The 23746-nt window shown below is 71.3% G+C and carries 19 protein-coding genes and 2 pseudogenes; 8 read left to right on the plus strand and 13 right to left on the minus strand.

All coding sequences use genetic code 11. The features are described 5' to 3' along the window. Positions 1 to 10 precede the first annotated feature (10 nt). From ACXAHD_RS05385 to ACXAHD_RS05400, 4 genes and pseudogenes are all read right to left on the minus strand, one after another. Positions 11 to 2563, minus strand: a complete 2553-nt coding sequence (locus ACXAHD_RS05385; RefSeq protein WP_289211891.1) for a SpoIIE family protein phosphatase — start codon at positions 2561 to 2563, stop codon at positions 11 to 13. 84 nt (positions 2564 to 2647) lie between these two features. Continuing rightward, on the minus strand, positions 2648 to 3958 hold the full coding sequence (locus ACXAHD_RS05390) for a low temperature requirement protein A (RefSeq protein ID WP_289211892.1): 1311 nt from the start codon (positions 3956 to 3958) through the stop codon (positions 2648 to 2650). Between the two features lie 59 nt (positions 3959 to 4017). Then, positions 4018 to 4209 carry a phosphatidylethanolamine-binding protein gene (locus tag ACXAHD_RS05395; RefSeq protein ID WP_289211893.1) on the minus strand — a complete coding sequence of 64 codons (192 nt, stop codon included), beginning with the start codon at positions 4207 to 4209 and terminating at the stop codon, positions 4018 to 4020. A 123-nt stretch (positions 4210 to 4332) separates the two neighbouring features. Then, a pseudogene (locus ACXAHD_RS05400) lies at positions 4333 to 4932 on the minus strand (adenylyl cyclase); the annotation flags it as partial. Positions 4933 to 5140: 208 nt separating this feature from the next. On the opposite strand from ACXAHD_RS05400, the gene ACXAHD_RS05405 reads away from it, so the two are divergent. Beyond that, the gene (locus ACXAHD_RS05405; RefSeq protein ID WP_281552671.1) at positions 5141 to 5350 is read left to right on the plus strand and encodes a heavy-metal-associated domain-containing protein; all 210 of its coding nucleotides are present in this window, start codon (positions 5141 to 5143) and stop codon (positions 5348 to 5350) included. Here ACXAHD_RS05405 and ACXAHD_RS05410 read toward each other — a convergent pair. After that, positions 5340 to 7640 carry a heavy metal translocating P-type ATPase gene (locus ACXAHD_RS05410; protein WP_281552672.1) on the minus strand — a complete coding sequence of 767 codons (2301 nt, stop codon included), beginning with the start codon at positions 7638 to 7640 and terminating at the stop codon, positions 5340 to 5342. The two genes, ACXAHD_RS05405 and ACXAHD_RS05410, sit on opposite strands and share 11 nt — an antisense overlap. Before the next feature lie 87 nt (positions 7641 to 7727). Continuing rightward, the gene (locus tag ACXAHD_RS05415) at positions 7728 to 8021 is read right to left on the minus strand and encodes a metal-sensitive transcriptional regulator (protein ID WP_278172303.1); all 294 of its coding nucleotides are present in this window, start codon (positions 8019 to 8021) and stop codon (positions 7728 to 7730) included. 122 nt (positions 8022 to 8143) lie between these two features. Here ACXAHD_RS05415 and ACXAHD_RS05420 point away from each other — a divergent pair, with 122 nt between their 5' ends. Together ACXAHD_RS05420 and ACXAHD_RS05425 are read left to right on the plus strand one after the other, a co-directional pair. Beyond that, the gene (locus ACXAHD_RS05420) at positions 8144 to 8734 is read left to right on the plus strand and encodes a redoxin domain-containing protein (RefSeq protein WP_475048951.1); all 591 of its coding nucleotides are present in this window, start codon (positions 8144 to 8146) and stop codon (positions 8732 to 8734) included. Between the two features lie 22 nt (positions 8735 to 8756). Further along, positions 8757 to 9617, plus strand: coding sequence for a cytochrome c biogenesis protein CcdA (locus ACXAHD_RS05425; protein WP_281552674.1), 861 nt, complete (start codon positions 8757 to 8759; stop codon positions 9615 to 9617). Positions 9618 to 9723: 106 nt separating this feature from the next. On the opposite strand, the gene ACXAHD_RS05430 is transcribed toward ACXAHD_RS05425, so the two are convergent. From ACXAHD_RS05430 to ACXAHD_RS05460, 7 genes and pseudogenes are all read right to left on the minus strand, one after another. Beyond that, positions 9724 to 10662 (minus strand): beta-ketoacyl-ACP synthase III, encoded by a 939-nt coding sequence (locus tag ACXAHD_RS05430; RefSeq protein ID WP_281552675.1) that lies wholly within the window; start codon positions 10660 to 10662, stop codon positions 9724 to 9726. Between the two features lie 237 nt (positions 10663 to 10899). Next, positions 10900 to 11511: pseudogene (locus ACXAHD_RS05435) on the minus strand (class I SAM-dependent methyltransferase); the annotation flags it as partial. A gap of 212 nt (positions 11512 to 11723) precedes the next feature. Continuing rightward, complete coding sequence (locus ACXAHD_RS05440) at positions 11724 to 12101, minus strand: carbohydrate-binding domain-containing protein (RefSeq protein ID WP_281552676.1); 378 nt, start codon at positions 12099 to 12101, stop codon at positions 11724 to 11726. A gap of 45 nt (positions 12102 to 12146) precedes the next feature. Further along, positions 12147 to 13421, minus strand: a complete 1275-nt coding sequence (locus ACXAHD_RS05445; RefSeq protein ID WP_475048954.1) for a cytochrome P450 — start codon at positions 13419 to 13421, stop codon at positions 12147 to 12149. Positions 13422 to 13434: 13 nt separating this feature from the next. Continuing rightward, positions 13435 to 13983 (minus strand): DUF5825 family protein, encoded by a 549-nt coding sequence (locus ACXAHD_RS05450; protein WP_281552678.1) that lies wholly within the window; start codon positions 13981 to 13983, stop codon positions 13435 to 13437. Between the two features lies 1 nt (position 13984). Continuing rightward, the gene (locus tag ACXAHD_RS05455; protein WP_475048957.1) at positions 13985 to 15871 is read right to left on the minus strand and encodes a RiPP maturation radical SAM C-methyltransferase; all 1887 of its coding nucleotides are present in this window, start codon (positions 15869 to 15871) and stop codon (positions 13985 to 13987) included. Between the two features lie 214 nt (positions 15872 to 16085). Continuing rightward, positions 16086 to 16844, minus strand: a complete 759-nt coding sequence (locus tag ACXAHD_RS05460; RefSeq protein ID WP_281552680.1) for a ferritin-like domain-containing protein — start codon at positions 16842 to 16844, stop codon at positions 16086 to 16088. A gap of 320 nt (positions 16845 to 17164) precedes the next feature. On the opposite strand from ACXAHD_RS05460, the gene ACXAHD_RS05465 reads away from it, so the two are divergent. The 5 genes from ACXAHD_RS05465 (at position 17165) to ACXAHD_RS05485 (ending at position 23534) form a co-directional block, all read left to right on the plus strand. After that, positions 17165 to 18400 (plus strand): MFS transporter, encoded by a 1236-nt coding sequence (locus ACXAHD_RS05465; protein ID WP_475048960.1) that lies wholly within the window; start codon positions 17165 to 17167, stop codon positions 18398 to 18400. A gap of 142 nt (positions 18401 to 18542) precedes the next feature. Next, complete coding sequence (locus tag ACXAHD_RS05470) at positions 18543 to 19577, plus strand: thiamine pyrophosphate-dependent dehydrogenase E1 component subunit alpha (RefSeq protein ID WP_475048963.1); 1035 nt, start codon at positions 18543 to 18545, stop codon at positions 19575 to 19577. Further along, the gene (locus ACXAHD_RS05475; RefSeq protein WP_281552683.1) at positions 19574 to 20530 is read left to right on the plus strand and encodes a transketolase C-terminal domain-containing protein; all 957 of its coding nucleotides are present in this window, start codon (positions 19574 to 19576) and stop codon (positions 20528 to 20530) included. The genes ACXAHD_RS05470 and ACXAHD_RS05475 overlap by 4 nt, the downstream gene beginning before the upstream one ends. Further along, positions 20527 to 21831: an aminotransferase class III-fold pyridoxal phosphate-dependent enzyme gene (locus tag ACXAHD_RS05480; RefSeq protein ID WP_475048966.1), complete on the plus strand. Its 1305-nt coding sequence runs from the start codon at positions 20527 to 20529 to the stop codon at positions 21829 to 21831. The genes ACXAHD_RS05475 and ACXAHD_RS05480 overlap by 4 nt, the downstream gene beginning before the upstream one ends. Before the next feature lie 470 nt (positions 21832 to 22301). Next, positions 22302 to 23534: an RCC1 domain-containing protein gene (locus ACXAHD_RS05485; RefSeq protein ID WP_281552685.1), complete on the plus strand. Its 1233-nt coding sequence runs from the start codon at positions 22302 to 22304 to the stop codon at positions 23532 to 23534. Positions 23535 to 23746 lie beyond the last annotated feature (212 nt).

A 23746-nucleotide genomic window follows, 5' to 3' on the forward strand; every position in this document is an offset into this window, starting at 1 on the left:
ACGGCACCGGCTACCGGCCGGGCAGGGTGATGGTCACCCGGGTGCCGGCACCGGAGAGGTCGAGCACCAGCCGGCGGGCCATCCTGTTGATCAGATCGAGCCCGCGTCCCCGGTCGGACCCGTCGTGCGAGTGACCCCGCCAATGTCCCCGGTCGGTGACCTCGATCCGGACCTGCTGCCGGTCGAGCAGCATCACCTGCAGTGCGACCGGGCCGCCCGGACGCCCGTGGTAGGCGTGCTCCAACGAGTTGATCAAGGCTTCGTTGCAGGTGGCCAGCAGTGCGTCGGCCTGATCCGGAGTGAGGTCGTTGCCCGCGGACCAGTCCCGCAGTGCCCGGCGCGCGGCGGACAGGTCGGCGGGGGAGGTCAGGGTCAGCCGCAGCACCGGGGAGCCGTCCGTGCCGGTGGGCAGCCCGTCCAGATGTACGCAGGCCACCACCGTGTCGTCGGTGATCACCTGGCCGTCGGTCATCGCGTCCAACAGCCGGTCGCACCAGACCTGTGGCTCGGTGCCGGACAACCCGGCGGCGGCCCGGCCGAGTCGGTCCAACCCGGCGTCGATCACCTGACCACGCCGCTCGACCAGCCCGTCGGAGTACCAGACCAGCATCGCCGAGTCGGGCACCGCGATCTGGGCCTGGGTCCGGGGCTGCGCGGTCAGCCGCAGCGGCAGCGACCGGGCGTCGGTCAGGTAGCGGCTGTCCCCGCCGGCCACCAGCAGCGGCGGCAGATGACCGGCGCAGGCGTAGGTGAGCAGCCGGTCGGTGGGGCTGTACTCGGCGTACCCGACGGTGGCGAAGTCGGCCCCGTCGATCGTCTGGCAGGCGGTGTCCAGCGCCTCCAGCACCTCGACCGGCGACGCACCGGTCTGCGCCACCGAGCGCAGCGACTGCTGCAGCCGGCCCATCGTGATCGCCGACGACAACCCGTGGCCGACGACGTCTCCGACCGCGATACCCACCCGGTTGCCGGGCAGCTCGAACACGTCGTACCAGTCGCCGCCCACGTCGCGGCCGTGCTCCGCCGGCCGGTAGCCCACGGCGGCCGTGACGCCCGGCAGGTCCGGCGAGATCTGCGGCAGCAACGCCCGTTGCAACTGGTGCGCGGCGGCGTGCTCGGACTCGTACATGGCTGCCCGGTCGACGGCCTGGCCAGCGAGTTCGGCGAGGGTACGGGCGATCGAAACCACCTCCGGGGTGATCGCGTCGTCCCGACGAAACGCGAACGCCAGCGCACCGAGGCACCGGTCGCCGACCTTGACCGGCACCGCCAGCAGACTGCGGGTGCCGGTGCGAGCGTGGGCGTCGGCGAGCGCGGGGTAACGAGCGTCCAGCGCCGCCCGGGTCGGCAGTTGGACCGGCCGGCCGGTCCGGACCACGTCGACGACCGGCAACCGGTCCGACCCGTCGAGCGGGAACGTGGCGAAGCCTCCGGCGACCTGGTCCGCGAGGGCCGCCGTCGGCCAGCTTCGGACCGAGCCGCCGGCCAGATCGGTGAGCGCGACCGCGCCGTGGTCGGCGACCAGGCCGACGCCCCGGTCGACCAGCACCCGGATCACCTGGTCGGACGTCGCGGAGGTGGCCAGCCCGGCGGTGACGTCCTGCAGCGCCTGCAACCGGCGGCGGGCAGCCACCTCACGACGCGACTCGGCCTGCGCCCGGTCCCGTTGCGCCACCGCGATCGCCAGCGCCCAGGCGCCGAGCACCACCACCGCCAGGTAGATCTGCAGCGACGCCGCCTCCAGCCGGGGCTGCCCGGCCAGCACCGACCACGGCCCGTGCCCGGCGGCGCTGAGCAGATTCGCGGCGAACGCCATCACGAATCCGGCGGCCCCGACGGTCGCCACCCGGCCCAGGAAGCCGACCGCGAGCAGCACCGGCACCGGCAGGTAGGACAGCGGCACCTCCCGGGGCCAGAAACCGATGACGGTCAACGCCCCGGTGCCGGCCAACGCCGTACCGCCCCGGACCAGCTGCCAGGGTCGGACCCGGCCGCGGATCGCGTCGAGGCCGACCAGGGCGGCACCGAGGGTGAGCACCGCGAGCCCGTCGCCGGCCCAGAACCGGCCCAACGCCGGCCACCAGGCGCCACCGGTGCCGACCGCGCTGGTCGTGGCCCCGATCACCGCGCCGACCAACGGGCCGATGCCCACCGGGTAGAGCAGGAACGCCGCCGCGTCGCGGTACCGGGTCAGGTCGATCCGGCCCGGCCGCAGCCATCGCAGCCCGGCGGCACCGACCAGCGGTTCGGCGACGTTGGTGAGCGCGAAGCCGAGTGCGACCGGCGGTCCGATCCCCTGCCACAGGTCGATGCCGAACTCGGTGAGACCGACGGCACCGAGGATCCACGGCCAGTGTCGGCGGCGGGCCAGCACCAGCGCGCCGAGGGTCACCCCGGCCGGCGGAAAGAACACCGCGCCGACGGCCGAGGCGTGGAACAGCAACCAGGCGCAGCCGGAGCCGAGCGCGTATGCGGCAGCGACGCAGAGCGCGATCAGCGCCGACCGGCCCAGCCGCCCGGTCCGGTGTCGCCAGCGTGCCGGCTCGCCGGCGACCTGTGTCAAAGCTGTCATCCTCCCCGGCCACGCACCAGGAGGACTACCTGGTTGCGCATCAGACGATAATGACAGCGTCGGGTGCCGTACGGCTCACAGGTGCCGTCGGCGCCAGTTGGTCTCCTCGCTCTCCAACGCCTGCTGTTGAGCGAGCTGGCTGCCGCGTAGCGACCGGCGATGGCTGCCGCCGCGTAGGTTGTCCACCGCGGCCGCGGCGACGGCGATCAGGCTGAGCAGGGCGAGCGCGGCGAGCGGCGGCATGAACGGGGCCATCGGCAGCAGCGCGGTGATGACCAGGACGGGCAACGCGCCGAGCGGATCCACGGATCGGACCGTCCGCGCCTGGAATGCGAGCAGGGCCAGCAGGTAGAGCACGACGCCGCCGTACAGCACCCACAGGTGGACCGGATCGAGCACCGCCCTTTCCTGGTCGCCGGTGTCACTGGCCAGGTAGGCGAGGACCTGTTTGGCGCCCAGGGACAGCAGAATGATCCCGAGGACCATCGGGAAGTGCAGCAGGGTGTACGCGTCGCGGGCCAGTCGGAGCCGGGCGGTGCCCTGGGTGCGGTGCAGCACATGTTCGGCCGCGATCGAGCGGGAGTCGAAGTACCACCACCAGAGGGCGCAGATCAGCGCGATGCCGAGCACCACGCCTGCGACCAGGGGCAACGTCAACGGTGTTCCTGCCAGAAGTTCGGCGCCGATGCCGATCGAGATGACCGACTCGCCGAGAGCGATCAGCACGATTTGGGCGTGTCGTTCCGCCCAATGCCCGGCCGAGACGACGGCGAGGGCCTTGGTCCGGATCACCACCGCGTAGGCGATGGCGACGGCAAGTCCCCACAACGCGACAAAGGCAGCTATCCGGGCATTGCCGGTGAACTGTCGCGGCAGGAGCGCGGCCACCACCAGCAACCCGCAACTGAGGAGCAGCGCCGGTGCGCTTCGCCACCACATCTCACGCAACGAAGGGTGGTTTCGCGCGGCATGCCGCAGCGCCACCATCTCCAACGCCCAGATGATGAAATAGCAGGCCGGGAACACGAGTTGCCCGGGGATCGAGAGCGGCGCGGACGACGACGGCACCGCGACGTCGTCTTCGGTGCCGGGCAAGGTCGCGACGGAGACGAAGACCGCCGCCATGATCGCGAAACCGATGATCGGCATGATGCCCTGGTCGGCCCGCAGGTTGTTGCCGAGTACGGCGAACCGCGACCAGGCCAGCCAGAGCGCGGCGAGCAGCAGGATGACGCCCAACAGGATCAGGGCGTCGAGGTCCTCGACGGCCAGCGTGTTCAGGTGGATGAAGGCGAAGACGAAGACCAGGTCGAAGAAGAGCTCCAACCGGGTCACCTTGGCACCGGGCGCCGCCGGCTGGACCCGGGACCGCCCTGCGTCACTCACCCCACCATGATGCGGAGCTGACCGAATTTCATGGCATTTTTCGACCTATTTCATGACGATCATCGTTCACCTTTCGGGCCGAGACCCCGTTCGGTGCGCAGCACGCCCTGGCGGTCGGCCTGCTCCTGCAGGATCTCGTTGGCGAGCTCGTCGGCACCCGCGTCGTTGGCCGTACCCGAGTTCTCGAGATCCTTACGCAGCCGGGCGCGCTGGTTGTCGTATCCCTTGCTGCCTGGTCGTTTTCCGGACATCGTGCCTCCTCGTGGTGACCTGTCCGATTCGTGTGACCGGTCGACTCGGTGTGGACGGTCCGACCGGGCGGGTACCCGGGATCGCCACGGCTATCCGTCGGCCGGCCCCGGGTACCCGACCCGTCACGGCTCCGGGAACTCGACCAGGTAGACCGGCGCGCCGACCCGGGTCGTGTCGGCCGCCTCACCGATCCCGTTGACCACGTGGTCGATGGCGCCCGCGCTCAAATTGACGGTCATGATGTTCCGCAGTCGTACGCCGGGACGGTGCGGCACCTCGAAGCCGTTGCGGGTGCGGATCGACGGGTCGTTCTGGTTGAACACGTACACCCCGCCGCCGTACAGCTGGTGGTGCCGCACGTGGTCGGCGACCTTGTAGCCGGCCCAGCCGGGGGTGTCGCCGTTCATCCAGTCGGCCTGGGTGGGCGGGTCGTACGGCAGCTCGTTCTGGTACAGGACCGTGGTGCCGTGGTCGCCGTTCCAGACCGTGTTGTACCGCTGGAAGTGCTCGACGAACAGTCCGGTCGCGGTCACGTGGTCGCCGTTGACCACGACGCCGTACCGTCCGGTGTTGGTGTGCCAGCGGTCGGTGTCGCCGTTGACGCCCTCGGTGAACCCTTCGACTCCGTGATCGGCCCGCCACACCCAGGTGTGGTCGATCAGCACGTGGTCGCTGTTGATCTGCAACGCGGTGTCGGTCCGGCCGATGTGCGGGCCGCCGAGCGTGAGAGCGCTCTCTCGGTGTCGCCCGCCGGCACCTACCGGTGCCGTCGGGGAATCATCTGTTTCTACCCGCTGGATCGGTCTTTGGCTATGGGGTGCTGGCCGGTCGCCGGCCGACGACGGTGCCGGATCCGGCGAAATACGCATTCCCGGTAGGGGTAGGCTCAGCGGTCGAGTCGGATCGCAACGAGTCGCGAGGGAGAGACAGATGGCGGTCAGCACCTACACCGTGCAGGGGATGACCTGCAGCCACTGCGTCGGTTCGGTGTCCACCGAGATCGGCGGGATCGCCGGGGTCACCGAGGTGGACGTCGACCTGGCCACCGGCAGGGTCACCGTCACCAGCGAACAGCCGGTCAGCGACCAGGCGGTGGCCGCCGCCGTCGAGGAGGCCGGCTACGAGCTGGTCACCGGCTGAGCACCACCGGCCGGAACCGGCGCAGCCGCAGACTGTTGGCCACCACGAACGCCGACGACATCGCCATCGCCGCACCCGCGATCATCGGGTTGAGCAGGCCCGCCGCCGCCAACGGCAGCGCCGCGACGTTGTAGGCGAACGCCCAGAACAGGTTGCCCTGGATCGTCCGCAGGGTGCGGCGGGACAGCCGGACGGCGTCCACGGCGGCGGTCAGGTCGCCCCTTACCAGGGTGAGATCGGCGGCCTCAATGGCGGCGTCGGTGCCGGTCCCCATCGCCAGGCCGAGATCGGCCTGGGCCAGGGCGGCGGCGTCGTTCACCCCGTCACCGACCATCGCGACCACCCGACCGTCGGCCTGCAACCGCTTGACCGCGTCCACCTTGTCGGCGGGCAACACCCCGGCGATCACCTCGTCGACCCCGACCTCGGCGGCGACCGCCCGGGCGACGGTGGCGTTGTCCCCGGTGAGCAGGACCGGGGTCAGTCCGAGCCGCCGCAGCGCGTCGATCGCCGGCCGGCTGGTCGGCTTGACCCGGTCAGCGACGGCCAGCACGCCCCGGGCCCGACCGTCCCAGCCGACCATGACCGCGGTCCGGCCGGCGGCCTCGGCGGCGGTCAATCTGCCGGCCAGCGCCGCGTCCACGGTCAGGCCCTCGTCAGTCAGCAGCGCCGGCCGACCGACCAGCACGGTACGCCCGCCGACGGTGCCGCGTACACCCAGTCCGTGCCGGCCGGCGAAGTCGGTCACCGCCGGCAGCGGCCCGACCCGCTCGGTGGCGGCCCCGGCGATCGCCCGGCCGATCGGGTGCTCCGACCCGGCCTCGACCGCGCCGGCAAGCCGGAGCAGTTCGTCGGGATCCGGGTCGGCGCCGTCGACCAGCACGTCGACCAGCGTCATGGTGCCGGTGGTGACCGTGCCGGTCTTGTCCAGTAGCACGGTGTCCACCCGACGGGTGGACTCCAGCACCTCCGGGCCTCTGATCAGCACGCCGAGCTGGGCGCCGCGTCCGGTGCCGACCAGCAGCGCCGTCGGGGTGGCCAGGCCGAGCGCGCACGGGCAGGCGATGATCAGTACGGCGACCGCTGCGGTGAACGCCACCGCGACGCCCGTCCCGGTGGCGAGCCAGTAGCCGAGGGTGCCGACGGCGAGCGCGATGACGATCGGCACGAAGACACCGGAGATCCGGTCGGCCAGCCGCTGCGCCGCTGCCTTTCCGGTCTGCGCCTGCTCCACCAGCCGGACCATCTGGGCGAGCTGAGTTTCGGCACCGACCCGGGTGGCCGTCACCATCAGCCGGCCACCGGCATTGACGGTGGCGCCGACCACCGGGTCGCCGGGAGCGACCTCGACCGGCACGGACTCACCGGTGACCATGCTGGCGTCGACCGCCGAGGACCCCTCGGTCACCACGCCGTCGGTGGCGATCTTCTCGCCGGGCCGGACGACGAACCGGTCACCCACCGCGAGCTGATCGACCGGAATCCGGGTCTCCACGCCGTCGCGCAGCACGGCGACATCCCGCGCGCCCAGCTCGAGCAGGGCCCGCAGCGCCGCACCGGCGCGGCGCTTGGCGCGGCTTTCGAAGTATCGGCCGAGCAGGATGAACACGGTCACCCCGGCGGCGACCTCCAGGTAGATGTTGGCGGCGGCTGTGCCGTGACCGATGGACAGGCTGAACGGGTGGGTCACGCCGGGGGTGCCGGCGGTGCCGAAGAACAGCGCCCACAGCGACCAGCCGAGGGCGGCGAGGGTCCCCATCGAGACCAGGGTGTCCATGGTCGCCGCGCCGTGCCGCAGATTCGTCCACGCGGCGCGGTGCAACGGCAAGCCGCCGTAGAGCACCACCGGGACGGCCAGCACCAGACTGACCCACTGCCAGTAGGTGAACTGCCAGGCGGGCACCATCGCCAGGACGACCACCGGCACGCTGAGCACCAGCGCGACCCGGAGCCGGGTACGCAGCGAGCGGAGGTCGTCGGAGACGGCCGGCCGCTCGTCGCCCGCCGAACCGTCGGAAAGCGCTGCGCTGCGGGCATCCTGCGGCGGAGCGGGCAGCTGGGCGGTGTAGCCGGTACGGCGTACGACGTCGATCAGCTCGTCGGCGGTCACGGCCGGATCCTCGACGGTGACGCTGGCCTTCTCGGTGGCGAAGTTCACCGTCGCGGTCACCCCGTCGATCCGGTTGAGCTTCTTCTCGATCCGAGCCGCGCAGGACGAGCAGGTCATCCCACCGATGCTCAACTCGATCCGGGTCGCCGTCTTGGGCCGGCCCGGTGCGGTGCTGCTCATGCCGTCCTCCTCGCCTGCGGTGATGGCGGGACCCACCATACCCCTAGGGGGTAGATCGTCACGGGTCGGGCAGTGGGTGTGACAAGGTCAGCCGCGCTTCATCAGCCGACCGACCGCCGCCATCATCTCGGCGGCCATCTCGTCCGCGCGGCCCTCGGCGGAACCCTCCTGCATGCAGTGCCGGGCGTGTCCGTCCAACAGGCCGAGAGCGACCTTGTCCAGAGCCGCCTGGATGGCGGAGATCTGGGTCAGCACGTCGATGCAGTACCGGTCGTCGTCGACCATCCGCTCGATCCCGCGGACCTGCCCCTCGATGCGGCGCAGCCGGGCCTGGAGCTGGTCCTTGGACGCGGTGTAGCCGCGGGTGGTCTGGCTGGTCATCCTCGTAGGCTAGCAACCCCCAGGGGGTATATGCGAGGAAACCGCCGTCGGGCAGGTACGGTTGCCGGACATCGTCGGACGTCGGATACCGGGACGGAGCAGACATCATGCGGGTGCGGTCGATGATCATCAGCCTTGTCGTCGCCGGCTCGGTGGCGTTGGCCGGCTGCGGCACTTCGGCTGACGGTGACGGCACGCCACCCCCGTCCGGCGGGGACACAACCGGTGCCGGCACGCCAGCCGGGGACACCGACCCCGAAACCGGTGCAGACACCGACAATGGTGCCGGCACCGACGGTGGCGGTGTCAGCGCCAGCTATGCCTTCACCGCAGACACCCTGGCCGGCGACACTTTCGACGGGCGCAGCCTGGCCGGCAAACCGGCGGTGCTGTGGTTCTGGGCACCGTGGTGTCCCACCTGCCTCGGCCAGGCCGCCCGGGTCAACTCACTGGCCGCCGACTACGCCGACACCGCCGGTGTGGTCGGCGTGGCCGGGCTCGACGGGGTGCCGGCCATGCACGAGTTCGTCGAGCTGGCCGAGCTGTCCGGCTTTCCGCAACTGGCCGACGAGCAGGGCGCGGTGTGGCGGCACTTCGAGATCACCGCGCAGAGCACCTTCGTCGTCCTCGACGCCGATGGCGAAGTCGTCGACAAGGGACATGTCGACGTCGACTCGCTGCCCGGCATGCTCGACCGGCTGATCGCCGGCTAGCCGACCTCCGCCACCCGATCCGATGACCGACGCACCGCTCGCGCTCGCCCTGGCGGCAGGCACCCTCGCCGCCGTCAACCCGTGTGGGTTCGCGCTGCTGCCCGCGTACCTGTCCTTCCTGGTGAGTGGCGACGCCGCGGCCGGCACCGGTCGGAGTGCCGCCGTCGGTCGGGCACTGACCACGACGGCCGCGATGACCGCCGGATTCGTCGTCGTCTTCGGGGTGTTCGGCCTGGTCGTGGCCCCGGCAGCCGGGGCAGTGCAGCGCCACCTGCCGTGGCTGACCATCGGCATCGGGCTGCTGCTCATCGGGCTCGGCGGGGTGCTGCTCGCCGGCCGGCAGCTGCCCGGCATCGGCATGGTGCCGTCCCGCGCCCCGGCCACCAGTCGGTCCGTACTGTCCATGGTGGTTTTCGGGATGGCCTACGCCGCCGCGTCGCTGTCCTGCACGATCGCTCCGTTCCTGGCGATCGTGGCGGCCAGCTTCCGCGCCGGCTCGGTCGCGTCCGGGGTGGCCCTGTTCGTGGCGTACGCCGCCGGGATGGGGCTGACCGTCGCGGTCGCAGCCGTCACCGTCGCGCTGGCCCGCGACGGGCTGCTGCGCCGGGTCCGCCGCGCGGCCCCGCTGCTGTCCCGCGTCGGCGGCGCGTTGCTGGTGGCTGCCGGCGGCTACGTCGCCTGGTACGGCTGGTACGAGATCCGGCTGCTGCGCGGCGGGTCGGGCGGGGACCCGCTGATCGACGGCGCCGGCATGGTCCAGCGGTGGCTGGCCGCCACGCTCGACCAGGCCGGGGCGGCCGTCCTGGCCACGGTCCTGGTCGTGCTACTGGCCGGTGCCGGCCTGCTCAGGCTGGCCCGGTCCCGTCATCGGGGCCGCAGGTAAGAGAACACCACGGTCCGGGCGTTGGCCGGCAGCTGGCCCGGTCGCTGAACGCACCGCGACCGACAGCAGGTCGACCGTGGTCGGTGCCGGCGACGACAGTTGATCGTCACGGGCAGCGGACGACCTGGCCTCCGTAGGACAGGCCACCGCCGAAGCCGAACAGCAGGATCGGTGCGCCGGACGGTATGTCGCCGCGCATCACCAGCTTCGACAAGGCAATCGGGATGCTGCCGGCGGAGGTGTTGCCGGACTCGATGACGTCCTCGGCCACGATCGCGTTCGGCGCACCGATCCGTTCGGCGAGCGACCTGATGATGCGCAGGTTCGCCTGGTGCGGCACGATCGCGGCGAGGTCTGCCGGGGCCACCCCGGCCCGTTCGCAGACCTGCCGGGCGATGGTCGGTAGCACTGTGGTCGCCCACCGGTAAACCGCCTGGCCGGCCTGCTGGAACGTGCCGGCACGACCCTCGATGCGTACCGCGTCGGACATGTCGGGGACCGAGCCCCAGACGACCGGACCGATCCCGGGCTGGTCGGCGCCAGTCAGCACCACGGCTCCCGCGCCGTCGCCGACCAGCACGCACGTCGTACGGTCGGTCCAGTCGGCGAAGTCGGACAGCTTCTCCACCCCGACGACGATGGCGTTACGCGCCGCGCCGGCGCGTACTGCGTGGTCGGTCGCGGCCAGCGCGTAGGTGAACCCGGTGCAGGCGACGTTGACGTCGATGACCGCCGGGTGGTTGAGCCCGAGGCGGGCGGCGATTCGGGCGGCCATGTTCGGCGACCGGTCGATGGCGGTGCAGGTGGCGACCGAGACGTAGTCGATGTCGGCGGGGGACAGGCCGCTCTGGGCGAGTGCCTTGCGGGCGGCGTGCGCCGCCATCTCGTCGACGGTCTCGTCCGGCTCGGCGATGTGCCGGGTCTGGATCCCGACCCGGGACTGGATCCATTCGTCGCTGGTGTCGACCATCTTCGACAGGTCGGCGTTGGTGAGGATCCGGCTGGGCTGGTAGTGCCCAACGGAGAGAATGCGTGAGCCAGTCATCGATCTATCTCCCTTGGGCTGCCACGAGTGATGCCAGCGACTGGGCTCGACTATAGTGCCTTTTCGCAGTACAGCCGGGATGAACTCCATTGTGGTTGAGGACGGTCGGCCGATCGCGCAGACGACCCACCACCCCCCCCACCACTCCGCTCGGGAAGCACCTGCGGTCTTGACCGTCCCCCGGGCGCTCCCCGACGTCGCGGCAAGTCCACCGTCGCGATCGCGGGCCGCCGGTGGCTAGCAAGGATCTGCCGGACCTATCCGCTCCGGGTCCTTGCGGACGATCAACATCAGGTAGCGGGCGAGTTGTGCGCTCCAGCAGGGCAGCCGGTCTTCGACCGCCGCGACTCCGGCCACCATCGCTCGGCCCGCCCACCCGCCGGGCACCACCGTGCGGGTGATCTCCGGCGCGAGAACCGACCAGCTCCGAACCTCGATGCGCGCCCGACCACGCAGCCCGGCCTGCAGCAGGCGATGGTCGACCGGGTGGTAGGGCAACGGTGGGAGGTCCGCCACCGGCCGGGAGTCCAGCCGTAGCCGGCGGGCCAGGTTCTGGAGGCGGGCGAACGCCTGGATGTACACGAGCACGGCGACGACGCCCGGCCGCAGGACCCGGCAGATCTCCGTGAGTGCCAGCGTCTGTCGCTCCGGAGTGAGGTGGTAGAGCACGTGGGCGCACAGCACCCGGCTGAAGGTGTCCGCCGGAAAGGGCAGCTGGCAGATGTCGGCCTGCAGGTAGCTGGCGGTGTCGCCGAGGGTCTGCCGTGCGCCGTGTAACGCCGCTGCCGCGAAATCGAGATTGACCCGTAGGCCGCCGTCGGACGCAACCGGCACCGGCGCTCCACCGCACCCAGGTCCAACAGTGGTCCGTCGCCCGCCAGCAGTCGGGCGACCCGCTGGTCACGGCGCCGATGGTAGCCGTCCATCACCGGTCGCAGGTCGACGAAATGCTTCCGCGTCCCGGTACTTCCCGGATGATCCGCGCTGCCAGCCGTAGGTCTCGTAGAACTGCCGTACCGCCACGTCGTCTTCACGGGTCTGGTCCATTGATCGATACTGGCCTACCTCCACAAGAGAATCAATCCGCTTGTCGGGGTGTTGGGGCCCGGAACCTGGCGCGGTATCGTGCCGCCGGTGAAGTGGACCGCGCCGTTGATCGCGTCGTCGCGGGCGGTGACGTCGACGGTGCCGCCGGAGATGGTCACCTGCCGGCTCTCGATCGCCTCGTAGGAGCTGGTGACGGTGACCGTGCCACCGGAGATGTCGACAGTGTTCTCGCCCTTGACAGCGTCGTCGCCGGCATTCACCCGCACGGTGCCGTTGGTGACGGTGAGCCGGCCCCGGCCCGGATCGGTGTCGTCGGATCTGATGCCGTCACCGCCTGCGAGCAGTTGGCGTTGAACGTCCGGTCGTGGGTCTGTCCGTGTGGCGGTCACCACGACCGGGACGTCGACCCTGACCGGGTGGCGGTGGACTGGGAGCGGTCACTCCGACTGACCTGACCGGAACTGCCCGGCCTGAGTCGGCCAGCTGACCGGCAGCGCGAGCGGGCCGCGCACGATGGTCCCGGCGCGCCACCGTACCCCGTCCGGGTCGGCCAGCCGCAGACCCGGCGCCGCCGCGACCAGCGCGCCGACCACCTCCTGGATCTCCATCGTCGCCAGCCAGGCCCCGAGGCAGCGGTGCGGACCGTAGCCGAAGGTGACATGCCGGGCCGTCGGGCGCCGGTCCGGGTCGAAGGTGTCCGCGTCCGGGAACACCTCGTCGTCACGGTTGGCGGAGATGGTCGAGGCGAACACCGCCTCCCCGGCCCGGACCGTCACCCCACCCAGCTCGACGTCCTCGGTCGCCACCCGGGGCAGCCCGCTGCCGCCGTTGAGCGGCACGAACCGGAGCAGCTCGTCGACCACCGCCGGCACCCGGTCCGGCTCCCGGCCCAGAAACTCCCAGAGGTGCCGGTGGCGCAGCAGCAGGTACGCCGAACTGGCCAGCTGGCTGGCCGTGGTCTCGAACCCGGCGGCGAGCAGGGTCACGCCGAACGACACCAGCTCCTGCTCGGTCATCCGGTCGCCGTCGTCGGTGGCCCGGACCAGCATGCTCAGCAGGTCGTCGGTGGCGGACTCGCGGCGGTGCGCGATCAGCTCCCGCAGGTAGTCCTCCAGCGCGGCGGCGACCGACCGGAACTCGTCGGCCGGCATCGGCCCGGGCATCAACAGCGCGTGCGTCCAGGCGCGGAACCGATCACGGTCGGCCAGCGGTACACCGAGGACGTGGCACAGCACGGTCAGCGGCACCGGCAGGGCGACCGTCGCGTACAAGTCGCCCGGCACCGGGCCGGCCAGCAACGCGTCGATCCGTTCGTCGGCGACCTGCCGGACGTACGGGCGCAGTCGCTCGATGCGCCACTGGGCGAACGCGCTGGCGGCGATGCGTCTGAGTCGGCCGTGCTCCGGCCGGTCCAGGTCGAGGATGGTGGTGGCCACCGGCGGCGACTCGGTCTGCCGGGGCACGTCCGGAGTGCAGGCGGCGGCCCGGCTGAACCTGGGGTCGGCGAGCACCGTCGTCACGTCGGCGTAGCGGGTGGCGAGCCAGGCGTCACCACCGTACGGCAGCCGGATCCGGGACACCGGGCACTCGGCGCGCAGCCGGGCCAACCTCGGGTCCAGCCCCAGCTCGTCGTAGTCACGGAACGGGTACAGCGGCGGCTCGTGCGGCTGCGGCTCGTGCGGCGGCGGCTCGTGCGGCGCGGACGCGGTCATGGCCGGGGCTGCCTCAGACCGCCACATGCGGCACCGGCCAGTGCCGCATCCGGTAAGGCAGGATCAGTATCGCGTCGCCGGCCGCGCAGGCCAGCCCGGCTTCGACGGCGGCGGCGGCCGCGTCGACGTCGCCCGGCGCCGGCACGCCGGACGGGTCTTCGGCCAGCCGCAGAAACGCGTCGGCACCGTCGGTGATCACCATCCGGCTGGCCTCGACCCCGGGTCGGACGTCCTTGACCGTCACCATCCCCGGCCCGCGACGGTAGTAGCAGCTGCCGTACCGGTAGGCCAGGCCCCATTCGCCGGCATAGGCCCGGCTGGCCCGGTCGGTGCCGGCCGACGGCGCGACCAGGTGCACGTGGGTGTCCAGCGGGAACGACGGCCGCCCGCGTAAGGTCCAGCGCAGCCGTACCGCGTGGCTGGTCACCGCGCGCAGGAACCGCAACTGGGCCAGGTCCTGCTCGGGGGAGTCGCCGAAGTCCAGCGGCTCCGGCAGAGTCACCGTCCGCAGCGACCAGGCGGCCAGACCGGTACGGTCGGTGAGCAGCATCGCCGTACCCATCTCAAGCCACCTTGACCGGTTCGACGGTGGTCGCCAGGCTGATCCAGCGGCCGTTCTCCTCGAAGACCAACCCGGCGTCGTCGAGTTCGGCCAGCCACCGCGCCAGCCGGTCGGTCTCCACCGGCAGTCCGGCGGCGGCGAGCCGTGCGGCCAGGGCCGTGACGGTACGGCCGTGCTCCAGCTCGGCGTACGCACGGCGCAGCCGGGGATCGGCGATACGGTGTTCACACTCCGGCCAGCCGACCCGCCGGTCGGCGATCACTATCTCGTCCGCGTCCAGGCCGGTGAGCAGCTGCAGCGCGCTGGCCGGATAGCCGTCGGTCCAGCGTTTGAGCAGCTCGTTCAGCGGCTCGGCGTCCTGCTCGGACAGGCCGGCCGGCTCGGTGTCGAACAGGTAGACCAGGTCGGCCAGCTCGTTCTCGGGCAGGTCGTAGACATGCTGATAGAGCCGGGCGGCCCGGCGGGTCGGGAAGCCGAGCACCGGGTTCTCGAAGTACGGGCTGAACCGTTCGAGCAGGATCCGCGACGAGCCGGCCGGTGGCTGCAGGTGCACCAGCCGGGGAAGCTGACGCAGCACCGGGTCGTAGTCGACCCGGCGTTCGCCGGGGAACCCGTACAGCCAGTTCCACGACACGGTGAGCCCGGCGGACTCGCAGTCGCGCAGCGTCCGTACGTTGTGGACGCCGGAGACGCCCTTGTCCATCAGCTTGAGCACTGGGCTGACCAGCGATTCGATGCCGGGCTGTACGTGGGCCACGCCGGCGGCGCGCAGCGCGTCGATCTCGGTCGGCCGCAGGTTGGACTTGACCTCGTAGTGCAGCCGCAGGTCCCAGCCGAGCGCGGCGACGCGGGGCAGGAAGTCTGCGTAGTAGTGGTTGTCGATGATGTTGTCGACCATGATCACGTCGAGGGTCTGGTGCCGGCCGACCAGCTCGGTCATCTCGGCGATCATGCGTTCGGCAGGCTTGGCCCGGAACGTCATCGCGGTGCCGTTGAGCCCGCAGAAGGTGCAGTGGTGCTTCTCGCCCCACCAGCAGCCCCGGGCGCCCTCCAGGACCAGCTTGGGTTCGATGTACTCGCCGACCGGCGAGGCGGCGAGTTGGCCGAACCAGTCGTCGAAGTCCGGGGTGGGGATGCGTGCCGGCGGCAGCAGCGCGCCCTGCGGGTTGTGCCGCGCGGTGCCGTCGGCCCGGCGCCAGGACAGCCCGGGTATCCGCGCGAGCCGGGCGTCACGCTCGTCGCCAGCGCCGAGGTTGTCGCCAGCGTCGAGGTCGCGAGCGTCGAGGGCGTCCAGCAGCATCGGGAACGCGACCTCGCCCTCGCCGCGTACCACGAAGTCGACGAACGGGAAGTTGCGGTGCAGGGCGATCCCCATCGCGCCGTCGCAGTTGCCGCCCCCGAACGCGATCCGTACGCCCGGGTCGAGCTGGCGGATCCGTCGGGCGACCGCGAGGCTCGGCACGTTCTGCATGAACGTGGTGGTGAAGCCGACCAGCGACGGACGGGTGGCGAGGATCTCGGCGGCGGCCAGCTCGACGAAGTCGGCGGCGTACTGGCGCATCGCGGTCGGGCCGGCGATGCCGGTGCCGTACTCGGCCGCGTAGCGGCGCAGCGTCTCCACGCCGAACTCGGGGTCGTCGTGCAGCACCCCGGCGAAGACCCAGTCGCCGAGGCCGTCGAAGAGGCCCACCTCGGCGACCTCGGTGTAGTCAGCTGGGCTCAGCTCGCCGTCGCTGCGTTCCATCAGGAACTCGGCCCAGCGCAGGCTGCCGTGGTAGGCGGTCGGGGCGGGCCGCCCGGTGGCGACGGTCACCGCCTTGAGCAACCCGATCGGCAGTGATGGTGATTCGATGGCCTGCCAGGGCATGGCGACCAGACATACGGACATCGGCCGGGCCTTTCAGCTGGTGAGCGCGTCATACCGAGGTGCGCCGGATGGGGCGGGACCGCCCCATCCGGCCGATCACGTCTTCGGCCCTCCACGCGGACTTACCCGCGCCTCGCCGGCCGCGATCACTTCTCGGCCTTCCGAGTCGGGACCAGGTACTTGCAGGTGCCGTGGGCCGGCGTCTTGATGGTGACCTTCTTGATGGTCAAGATGTTCACCTCCCTCCGTCCATGTCGACTCCACCGGCACTCAGGCGGGCCCGGTGCCGGCGGAGAAACCAGTGCCGCAGCCGGTCGGGCTCACGGCCGGTCAGTTCGGCGAGGGACACCGAAATCTTGTCTAGGTAGGTCAGTCGCATGCCGATCTCATGCCACTGCGGCCCGTACTCGCGCCACAGCTCGCGCCCCTCGTCCGTGGCGGACTCGCGGGCCAGGTAGTTCAGCCCGATCGCGACGTGCTGGATCTCGTCGCGGCGTACGTGGTGGTAGAGCTGGCCGAGCGGGTCGCCGGCGAACACCTCGCGAAGTAGGATGAACTCGTCGGCGGCGAAGCCCTCCAACATGGTGTGCACCAGCGCCCGGCCCATGTACGGCAGCTGGGTCAGCGCCGTGTCCAGCGGTTGCATCAGCTCGGGCGACTCCGGCTCCGGCTCACCGCCGCCGACCAGGCTCGCGTACTGGTAGAACGCGTCCGCGTGCCGGGCCTCGTCGGCGGTGGCCAGGGCGAGACTGAACCGCAGCGGCGCGTCCTCGGTCTGCGCGGCCAGCGTCGCGGCGGCGACCAGCCCGGCCTGCTCGGCGTAGTAGCCGCGGGAGGACATCCGCCAGGCCAGCTCGGCCCGCTCCCAGCTGGGGTCCGCCGGCCCGTCAGCGATGATGTCCGCGGCGCGCCACGGCGTCTTGTCGCGGGTCACGCCGAAGACACGGTACGCCAACTCGTTGCGATCAAGATCATTGGCATCGATGAGTGCCACTGGCAACTCCCCAACAGGCTTGCCGCCCAGCGTCGGCCACGGGATTCCGGCAAGCGGGAGATTCTCGGTTCACTGATTTGGTTCAGTCGATCCGTGTCAGTCGATTGATTGCGTCGGTGAGGATGTGCGCCGGCGGTGGTGCACGATGTGATGAGCATAAATGACCTCGCGTCGGTACGGCAAGCATTATCGTCCGGGGTGGTGGTCGGTTCGCGACCGGTGGAACGGGCAAACGGTATTTACCTTGGTCACCGTAGCTTTCGATGGTGACCGCAGCTGTGGGAAGGTGACTCGACCGACCGAGCCGAGGAGTGGTGCCCATGCCCGGCCGTCTCGCCACGTCGATCGCGGTGGACCGACCGCTGCGCCCGGCCGTCGCCGCCCAGGCCGCCAGCGTCGTCGGCACCCACGTCGCCGCGCTGGCCCTGCCGACCGTCGCGGTGGTGGCGCTGCACGCCTCGCCGGTGGCGGCGGCCACCCTGTTCGCCCTCGAGTACGGCGCCCAGGCGCTCGCCGCACCGCTGCTCGGGGTGGTCGTCGACCGGGTCGTCGACCGGCGTCGGCTGCTCATGGCGGCCAGCGCTGGCACCGCCGCCGTGGTGCTGGCCGTACCGGTAGCCGCGCTGGCCGGAGCGCTCTCCCTGCCGCTGCTGTACGCCGTGGCCGGCCTGTCCGGCGTCCTCGGTGGGCTGGTCACCATCGGCCTGCAGGCCACCGTGCCGCAACTGGTCGAACCGGACCGGCTGGTGCCGGCGAACGCCGCGCTGGCCGGTGCCCAGTCGGCCGGCCAGATCGCCGGGCCGGCGCTGGCCGGCTGGCTGGTGCAGACCCTCGGCGGGGCGCTGGCGATGTCGGCGAACGCTGCGGCGCAGGCGCTGGCCGCCGTCGGCTTCGCCGCGCTGCGGCCCCGGCCGGGCGGGCCGCCGCCGGCACCGGAACATCCACTACGGGCATTGCGCGACGGGGTGGCCGCGCTGCGTGGTCGTCCGGAGCTGGTCCGGATCGCGGTCACCGCCGCCGCATTGAACCTAGGCGGTTCCGCGATCGGTGGCCTCTACGTGCTGTACGCCTACCGGGTCCTCGACCTGTCGCCCTGGGTGCTCGGGTTGACCTTCGCGGTGAACAGCGTCGCCGCCGTCGCTGGTGTGACCACCGCACGACGGGTGATCGCCCGGCTCGGCCATCCCCGGGTGGTCCCGGTGTTCGCCCCGCTCGCCGGGGCCGCCCTGATGTTGATCCCGCTGGCCGCCGTCACGCCGTCGGTGCTGACCCTGATCGTCTACGAGACGATCTTCGGGTACTGCGCCACGGTCTGGCTGATCGCCTCGGTGTCGCTGCAGCAGTCGGTGGTCCCCGGCCCGCTGCTGGGTCGGGTGCTTGCGTTGAGCCGGGCGCTCGCGGTGCTGGCGGTACCGATCGGTTCCCTGCTCGCCGGCGTCGCGGCACAACTCTGGGGGGTGCTGCCCACCCTGATCTGCTTCGCCGCCGTGGCCTTTCTCGGCACCGTCGCCGTCGTTTCCCGGCGGGTGGCCGCCCACAACCTGACCACATCCTGACCGGACTCCGACCAATTCCAGTATTGCGACCGGCGTCGATCGGGTACCTATAATTGGCGGCATTCAGCAGGCGATCATGATAGCTTCCGATGCGGCCGGTGAATGAATCTCCGCCGGCGCAGGGACGGGGAACTCCCAGACGATGGACCTGTCGGACGCGTACCGCGAAATGGTTCGGATCAGGGTCTTCGAGGAGCAGGTTCTGCGGTGCGCCGCCGCCGGCCAGGTGCCCGGATCAGTCCACCCGTACACCGGGCAGGAAGCTGTCGCCGTCGGGGCGCTGGCCGCCCGACAGCCCGACGAGTGGGTGGTGAGCTTCTACCGGTGCCACGGGCATGCGCTGGCCGCTGGGGTGGCAGCCGCCGGGCTGGCCCGGGAGATCCTCGGCCGGACCGGCGGGGTCTGCGGCGGCAAGGCCGGGTCGATGCACATCGCCGACCGGTCCCGCTACCTGCTCGGTGCCAGCTCCATCGTGGCCGCGCAGCTGCCAATCGCGGCCGGAGCCGCGCTGGCCGAGAAGACCGCCGGCAGCGGCCGGGCGGTCGTCGCGTTCTGCGGTGACGGCGCGTTCGGCGCCGGCGCCACCTACGAGACGCTCACCGTCGCCGCCGTGCTCGGGTTGCCGCTGCTGCTGGTCTGCGAGGAGAACGGCTGGCAGGACCACACCCCGAGCGACCTGGTGCGGCACCGTGCACCCGGGGAGATCGCCCGCGGCCTGGGGCTGGACTGCGACGAGGTGGACGGCAACGACGTGACCGCAGTGCACCGGGCCGCGGCGGCGGCCCTGGCCCACTGCCGGACCGGCCGCCCGCAGGTCCTCGTCGCCCACACCTACCTGCGGCACTTCCACGCCCAGCTCGGACCGCAACCGCCGGGTGAGTACCGCCCGGCCGCCGAGCGGGAGCACTGGCTGGTCCGGGATCCGCTGACCCGCGTCGAGGCGACCCTCGCCAGCCCGACCGTCGCCAGCCCGGTCGCCGCCAGCCGCGAGCAGGCCGCCAGCCCGGTCGTCGCGATCCGGGAGCAGATCACCGTGGAGCTGGCCGAGGTCTTCGCCGACGCGCTGGCCGCCGACCGGCCGGACCCGGCGAGCGCGGTCACCACGGTCACCGCCGCGCCCTGGCCGCCCGGCGCAACCTGGCCGGAGGCCGTCACGGTGCGGGAGCCGGTGACATGACCCGCCGGCACCCGTCCGTCGGGGCGGTCCGCGGCGCCTTGGCCGACCAGCCAACAATGAGCATGTTCTGCACCTACCAGCAGCCCGACCTCATCGAACTGTTCGGCGCCGATCGGATGGTCCGGCTGCCGATCGCGGAGAACACCATGCTCGGCATGGCGGTCGGGATGGCACTGCTCGGCCGCCGGGTGCTGGTCAGCATCGCCCGCGCCGCCTTCCTGTTCACCGCCTTCGACCAGCTGGTCAACGAGGCCACCAAGTGGCGGTACATGTCCGACGGGCAGTTCACCGTACCGGTGGTGGTGCGCGGGCTGACCCAGGGCGGTGAGCAGCTCGGCGCCCAGCACGAGCACGCTGCGCACGGCCTGCTCAGCCAGATTCCCGGGCTGGTAGTCGCGGTCCCCGGGTCACCGAACGCCGCCGCCGGGCTGCTGCGCACCGCGCTGGTGCACCCGGATCCGGTGGTGGTGCTGGAATCGCCCCGGCTGTACGCCGCCGACTGGGCGTCGCTGCCCGAGCCGGAGCCGACCGACGCCGCGTTGCCGTTCGGCGTCGCCGGTTGCGCCCGTCCCGGCCGCGACCTCACCCTCGTCGGTATCGGCAACACCGTCGCCACCTGCCTGCGGGCCGCCGCCGTCCTCGACCGGGACGGGCTGCACGCCCAGGTGGTCGACCTGCGTACCGCCGCACCGCTGGACCTCGACGGCGTCACCGCCATGGTCCGTGCCGCTGCCGGCGGCCAGGTGATCCTGGTCGACGAGGCCCCGGCCGGCGTCAGCGTCATGTCCGCACTGGGCCTGCACCTGGTACGCACCGGCGCGGTCGCGCCGCACCGGCTCGACCTGATCGCCGGTGCCCCGGTGCCGGCACCGGTGAGCCCACCGCTGAGCGCCGCCCTGCTGCCGGACGAGGAGCACGTGGTGTCCGCCGCCCGCCGAGGAGCTGCCCGATGATCGACCGGTCCACCTACCACGCCTGGCACGGCATCACCCCGATGGGCGAGTTTCTCGCCGAGTCCGATCCGGACATGTTCCTCGTCGGCGGCGACGGCAGCTACGCCGTCGACCAGGCCGGCCGGCGCTACCTCGACGCCCGCTCGTCGATGTGGAACGTCACCCTCGGCTACTCATGCGAGCCGGTCAAGGCGGCGATGCGCCGCCAGCTCGACGAGCTGCCGTCCGGCACGGTCATGCGCTACGAACATCCGCCCCGGGTCACCGTGCGGTACGCGGCCGCCCTCGCCGCGACGCTGCCACCGACCCTGCGGCACATCCGGTTCGGCAACACTGGCAGCCAGATGACCGAGGCGGCCGGCATGCTGTCCCGTTTCCACCGGAGGATGACCGGCGAGACCGGCCGTGACCGGATCATCGCGGTGCATGGCAGCTACCACGGCACCGGGCCGTTGGCCACCGCGCTCACCGGTGAGCAGATCCTGCACGAGTGGTCGGCGCCGCTGGACGACCGCGTGGTGCACGTCGCCGGCGGCGACGAACTGCTCGACGCCGTCGCCGGTGTCGTCGACCGGGTCGGCGCGTCGCAGGTGACCGCCGTCATCGTCGAACCGGTGATGGGCAACTATCTGCACGCCGCCAGCATCGACCAGTTGGCGGCGCTGATCGACTACTGCCGGGCCCGGGACATCCACATCGTCGCCGACGAGGTCACCACCGGCGCCGGTCGGGTCGGGGCCATGACGGTCAGCGAGCGGCTGCCCGAACCACCCGACATGATCGTGCTCGGCAAGGGCGTCAGCGCCGGCTACTTCCCGCTCGCCGTGCTCGCGGTCGCCGACCCGATCTACGACGCGCTCGCCGAGCCGCCGTTCCGACTCGGCTTCCCGAACGGCAGCACCACCGACGGGCACCCGCTCGGTGCCGCCGCCGGACTCGCCGTCCTGGACATCCTCACCGCCGACGGGTTTCTCGACGGCGTCCGCGACCGTGGCCGGCAGCTGTGCGACATCCTGCGTGACACGCTGGCCGACGATCCACACGTCGGCGACGTACGCGGTGAGGGGCTGCTGCTCGGCCTGGAGCTGCGCTACCGCGACGACGGTACGCCGTGGACGGTGCGCGACGTCTACCGGCTCCGGCTGGCCTGCCGGGACAATAGGCTGCTGACCAGCTACTCCGACGGCGTGATGCCGCTGCTGCCGCCGTTGACCATCAGCACCGACGAGTGCGCAGAACTCGCCGGGATCCTCGGAAAGACGATCACCGCGTACGCCGCCGAGCACCTCGGCGCGCGCTAACCGGCACGGCCCACCATCGCCGCCGTCGCAGTTACCCGGACGGAGTGGCCAACCTGGCAGGGAACGACCATTCGGCCGATGTCCGGGGATCGTCCGGAGAACCGTAGCGCGGTACCGCCGACAAGGTCGCATTTATTCGGGGTACGACTGGCAGACGGTGCTGTCGTGCAGTCCTCCACCAGCCTGCCACTGTCCACGTAGGTAATGGTGGCGGTGGCAGGTCCGCCAGCACAACGCCGTGATCCTGGTGGTGCGGCTGACCGTACACCTTCAGGAAAGCGCGTTCATATGACGTATTCCTACAGTGCTCTCATGCGGGGCGTTCCCGTCATTGGCCACGGTGTCCCATAGCCTCGGCAAGATTTGATCGGCATCGATGTATAGTTCATCGGCAGGTAGTTGCGGGTCGCTGGTGACCTGCCGGGGCAACGCCGCCTCACCGGAACCGACGATGTCTGGGAGAACAGGACATGAACGAACACCAGGAGAGTTGGCTGCGGATGCGATGGCGGCAGGCAGCCCGAACCGCTGTCGCGGTGACGGCCTCCGTCGGGATCACCGTGTTGGCCATCGGGTTCACGGCGGGCGCAGCAACAGCAGGTGTTGGCTCCGCCGACCGGAACGCGCGGGAGGTGGCGATCGCCGCCGCGCCGGTATCCCAGGTCGCCGCCGGCAATCTGCACACCTGTGTGACCCAGACCGATGGAACCCTGTGGTGCTGGGGCAACAACTTCTACGGCCAGCTCGGCGACGGGACCACCACGAACCGGACCGGTCCGGTTCAGATCGGCAGCGCCACCACGTGGGCGGGTATCGACGCCGGTAGCGGCAACACCTGCGGGGTACGCACGGATGGGACGCTCTGGTGCTGGGGCAACAACTCCAGCGGGCAGGTCGGCGACGGCTCGACCACCAGACGGACCAGTCCGGTGCAGGTAGGCACCGCCGCCACCTGGGCGAGCGTCAGCATCGGCAGCAACCACACCTGCGCCGTTCGGACCGACGGAACCCTGTGGTGCTGGGGCCTGAACCGTCACGCTCAGCTCGGCGTCGGCTTGTCTCCCTACAAGGCGACGACCCCGCGGCAGGTGGGTACGGCGACTACCTGGGCGAGCGTCACGACCGGCTACGCCCACACCTGCGCCGTTCGGACCGACGGGACCCTGTGGTGCTGGGGCAGTAGCTCGGACGGCCAGCTCGGTCTCGGCATCCTGAGCTACCGGGCGACACCGACGCAGGTGGGCACCGCGACGACGTGGGCCGAGGTGACGGCCGGCTACGTACACACCTGCGCGGTCCGCGTCCACGGGACGCTGTGGTGCTGGGGTGAGGACGGGTACGGCCAGGTCGGCGGGGGCGTCGGCTCCCAGACCACCCCGCTGCGGATCGGCACCGCCAGCAACTGGGCAAGTGTGGACGCGAGCCTCGATTCGTCGTGCGCGACCCGTACCGATGGCAGCCTGTGGTGCTGGGGCAAGAATTCGTTCGGGCAGCTCGGTGACGGCACCACCACTCACCGGTCGACCCCGGCACAGGTAGGCACCGCGACCACCTGGACAGTCGGCTTCTCTGTCACCTACCACGCCTGCGCGGCACGCACCGACGGCAGCCTGTGGTGCTGGGGTGACAACACGTTCGGGCAGCTCGGTGACGGCACCACCACCCACCGGTCGACCCCGGCACAGGTGGCAATGCCGGGCTGAGCACCGCCGGTTCCGCGCCGAGCCGCAGTGAGGAACCGCCGTACGGGCCGCGCCGCTCAACCTGAGCAGCGCGGCCCGTACCGGCACTACGGCCTTGCTCAGATTGCCTGATCGTCAACATAGATGGATGGGCGTATCGACTGACTTCACGGTGGCGATCGCCGGCGCCGGGCTCTGCCTCGCCCAGTCGTCTGGCGAGCCATCGGCGTCTG

The organism is Micromonospora sp. ABR4_055 (assembly GCF_056160425.1).

Coding starts and splice junctions, on each gene's coding strand:
- ACXAHD_RS05425 (WP_281552674.1), top strand. CDS start 8,757: ATGACCGACGCACCGCTCGCGCTCGCCCTGGCGGCAGGCACCCTCGCC.
- ACXAHD_RS05485 (WP_281552685.1), top strand. CDS start 22,302: ATGAACGAACACCAGGAGAGTTGGCTGCGGATGCGATGGCGGCAGGCA.
- ACXAHD_RS05405 (WP_281552671.1), top strand. CDS start 5,141: ATGGCGGTCAGCACCTACACCGTGCAGGGGATGACCTGCAGCCACTGC.
- ACXAHD_RS05450 (WP_281552678.1), bottom strand. CDS start 13,983: ATGGGTACGGCGATGCTGCTCACCGACCGTACCGGTCTGGCCGCCTGG.
- ACXAHD_RS05430 (WP_281552675.1), bottom strand. CDS start 10,662: ATGACTGGCTCACGCATTCTCTCCGTTGGGCACTACCAGCCCAGCCGG.
- ACXAHD_RS05395 (WP_289211893.1), bottom strand. CDS start 4,209: ATGTCCGGAAAACGACCAGGCAGCAAGGGATACGACAACCAGCGCGCC.
- ACXAHD_RS05410 (WP_281552672.1), bottom strand. CDS start 7,640: ATGAGCAGCACCGCACCGGGCCGGCCCAAGACGGCGACCCGGATCGAG.
- ACXAHD_RS05415 (WP_278172303.1), bottom strand. CDS start 8,021: ATGACCAGCCAGACCACCCGCGGCTACACCGCGTCCAAGGACCAGCTC.
- ACXAHD_RS05445 (WP_475048954.1), bottom strand. CDS start 13,421: ATGACCGCGTCCGCGCCGCACGAGCCGCCGCCGCACGAGCCGCAGCCG.
- ACXAHD_RS05455 (WP_475048957.1), bottom strand. CDS start 15,871: ATGTCCGTATGTCTGGTCGCCATGCCCTGGCAGGCCATCGAATCACCA.
- ACXAHD_RS05465 (WP_475048960.1), top strand. CDS start 17,165: ATGCCCGGCCGTCTCGCCACGTCGATCGCGGTGGACCGACCGCTGCGC.
- ACXAHD_RS05480 (WP_475048966.1), top strand. CDS start 20,527: ATGATCGACCGGTCCACCTACCACGCCTGGCACGGCATCACCCCGATG.
- ACXAHD_RS05470 (WP_475048963.1), top strand. CDS start 18,543: ATGGACCTGTCGGACGCGTACCGCGAAATGGTTCGGATCAGGGTCTTC.
- ACXAHD_RS05420 (WP_475048951.1), top strand. CDS start 8,144: ATGATCATCAGCCTTGTCGTCGCCGGCTCGGTGGCGTTGGCCGGCTGC.
- ACXAHD_RS05475 (WP_281552683.1), top strand. CDS start 19,574: ATGACCCGCCGGCACCCGTCCGTCGGGGCGGTCCGCGGCGCCTTGGCC.